2 rRNA genes are annotated in these 3,315 nt (G+C 50.7%); both read left to right on the top strand.

Going from position 1 to position 3,315, the window contains the following annotated elements:
* Nucleotides 1–10: 10 nt before the first annotated feature.
* A 23S ribosomal RNA gene (locus tag H5073_RS17725) occupies nt 11–2,915 on the top strand.
* 279 nt (nt 2,916–3,194) lie between these two features.
* Nucleotides 3,195–3,310 (top strand): 5S ribosomal RNA (gene rrf / locus H5073_RS17720).
* Nucleotides 3,311–3,315 lie beyond the last annotated feature (5 nt).

Raw genomic sequence — 3,315 nt, 5'->3', positions numbered from 1 at the left:
TGGGTTGTATGGTTAAGTGACCAAGCGTATACGGTGGATGCCTTGGCAGTCAGAGGCGATGAAGGACGTAGTAACTTGCGAAAAGCGTTGGCGAGCTAGTAACAAGCATTTGAGCTAACGATGTCCGAATGGGGAAACCCGGCCACATAAGTGGTCATCATCACGTGAATACATAGCGTGATGAGGCGAACCTGGGGAACTGAAACATCTAAGTACCCAGAGGAAAAGAAATCAACCGAGATTCCCCTAGTAGCGGCGAGCGAACGGGGATTAGCCCTTAAGTCTATGGGGTGTTAGTGGAATGGTCTGGAAAGTCCAGCGGCACAGGGTGATAGCCCCGTACACGAAAACTAACCGTAGATGAAAACGAGTAAGGCGGGACACGTGACATCCTGTTTGAATATGGGGGGACCATCCTCCAAGGCTAAATACTCCTGACTGACCGATAGTGAACCAGTACCGTGAGGGAAAGGCGAAAAGAACCCCTGTGAGGGGAGTGAAATAGAACCTGAAACCGTATACGTACAAGCAGTGGGAGCGGTTCTTGAGACCGTGACTGCGTACCTTTTGTATAATGGGTCAGCGACTTACATTTTGTAGCGAGGTTAAGCGAATAGCGGAGCCGTAGGGAAACCGAGTGTTAACTGCGCGTTTAGTTGCAAGGTGTAGACCCGAAACCGAGTGATCTAGCCATGGGCAGGTTGAAGGTTGAGTAACATCAACTGGAGGACCGAACCGACTAATGTTGAAAAATTAGCGGATGACTTGTGGCTGGGGGTGAAAGGCCAATCAAACTCGGAGATATCTGGTTCTCCTCGAAAGCTATTTAGGTAGCGCCTCGAGCGAATACCATTGGGGGTAGAGCACTGTTAAGGCTAGGGGGTCATCCCGACTTACCAACCCTTTGCAAACTCCGAATACCAATGAGTACTACTCGGGAGACAGACAGCGGGTGCTAACGTCCGTTGTCAAAAGGGAAACAACCCAGACCGTCAGCTAAGGTCCCAAAGTACTAGCTAAGTGGGAAACGATGTGGGAAGGCTTAGACAGCTAGGATGTTGGCTTAGAAGCAGCCATCATTTAAAGAAAGCGTAATAGCTCACTAGTCGAGTCGGCCTGCGCGGAAGATGTAACGGGGCTAAGCTAGTCACCGAAGCTACGGGTGCATTTCTTAGGAAGTGCGCGGTAGAGGAGCGTTCTGTAAGCCGTTGAAGGTGAAGGGGTAACCCACGCTGGAGGTATCAGAAGTGCGAATGCTGACATGAGTAACGATAAAGGGGGTGAAAAACCCCCTCGCCGGAAGACCAAGGGTTCCTGTCCAACGTTAATCGGGGCAGGGTGAGTCGACCCCTAAGGTGAGGCCGAAAGGCGTAATCGATGGGAAACAGATTAATATTTCTGTACTTCTGCTAACTGCGATGGAGAGACGGAGAAGGCTAGGCTAGCGCGGCGTTGGTAGTCCGCGTTTAAGGTGGTAGGCTGAATTCTTAGGCAAATCCGGGAATTCGTACTTTAATGTACAGGCTGAGAGCTGATGACGAGTCACTACGGTGATGAAGTAGTTGATGCCATGCTTCCAGGAAAATCTTCTAAGCTTCAGGTTAGTAGGAATCGTACCCCAAACCGACACAGGTGGTCGGGTAGAGAATACCAAGGCGCTTGAGAGAACTCGGCTGAAGGAACTAGGCAAAATGGTACCGTAACTTCGGGAGAAGGTACGCTGCTGTTGGTGATGGGACTTGCTCCCTAAGCTGACGGCAGTCGCAGATACCAGGTGGCTGCAACTGTTTATCAAAAACACAGCACTGTGCAAAATCGCAAGATGACGTATACGGTGTGACGCCTGCCCGGTGCCGGAAGGTTAATTGATTGGGTTATCGCAAGAGAAGCTCATGATCGAAGCCCCGGTAAACGGCGGCCGTAACTATAACGGTCCTAAGGTAGCGAAATTCCTTGTCGGGTAAGTTCCGACCTGCACGAATGGCGTAATGATGGCCACGCTGTCTCCAGCCGAGACTCAGTGAAGTTGAAATTGCGGTGAAGATGCCGTATACCCGCGGCTAGACGGAAAGACCCCGTGAACCTTTACTATAGCTTGGCACTGAACATTGAACCTACATGTGTAGGATAGGTGGGAGACTTTGAAGCATGAACGCTAGTTTGTGTGGAGTCGTCCTTGAAATACCACCCTTGTAGTTTTGATGTTCTAACCTGGACCCCTTATCGGGGTTAGGGACAGTGCCTGGTGGGTAGTTTGACTGGGGCGGTCTCCTCCCAAAGAGTAACGGAGGAGCACGAAGGTTGGCTAAGTACGGTCGGACATCGTACGGTTAGTGCAATGGCATAAGCCAGCTTAACTGCGAGACATACACGTCGAGCAGGTACGAAAGTAGGTCATAGTGATCCGGTGGTTCTGAATGGAAGGGCCATCGCTCAACGGATAAAAGGTACTCCGGGGATAACAGGCTGATACCGCCCAAGAGTTCATATCGACGGCGGTGTTTGGCACCTCGATGTCGGCTCATCACATCCTGGGGCTGAAGTCGGTCCCAAGGGTATGGCTGTTCGCCATTTAAAGTGGTACGCGAGCTGGGTTCAGAACGTCGTGAGACAGTTCGGTCCCTATCTGCCGTGGGCGTTGGATGATTGAAGGGAGCTGCTCCTAGTACGAGAGGACCGGAGTGGACGAACCGCTGGTGTTCGGGTTGTCATGCCAATGGCATTGCCCGGTAGCTACGTTCGGAATCGATAACCGCTGAAAGCATCTAAGCGGGAAGCGAGCCCTAAGATGAGTCATCCCTAGAGCTTTAAGCTCTCTAAAGGGCCGTAGGAGACTACTACGTTGATAGGCAAGGTGTGTAAGCGTTGTGAGGCGTTGAGCTAACTTGTACTAATGACCCGTGAGGCTTAACCATACAACCCAGATGGGTTTTACTTGAAACGTTCGTGACGTTTAAAGCACTTCCTCCGTCCTTGGAGGTCGTACTGACCTTAGTAAAGAATATAAGCGCTTAATAAAGTGCGAACTCAACCAATTAGCTTTCCAAATACCTAATACTGATTAAAAGACGCAGGAAATTGTTAGGCTGACAAAGCCGTGACGAGCGAAGCGCGGAGTGTAGTTCGCTACATGAGCACTTGAGCGAGGAAACAATACCGTCAGACGGACGATTAACCAGTCTTAGACAATTTTGTCTGGAAACCATAGAGCTGTGGTACCACCTGATCCCATTCCGAACTCAGAAGTGAAACACAGTATCGCCGATGGTAGTGTGGGGTCTCCCCATGCGAGAGTAGGTCATTTCCAGGCGCCAA

It is taken from the genome of Shewanella sp. SR44-3 (assembly GCF_014163735.1).
Lineage (GTDB): Bacteria > Pseudomonadota > Gammaproteobacteria > Enterobacterales > Shewanellaceae > Shewanella.
Note: the sequence above shows the minus strand (reverse complement) of the source record. Positions and strands in the feature narration are given on the sequence as shown.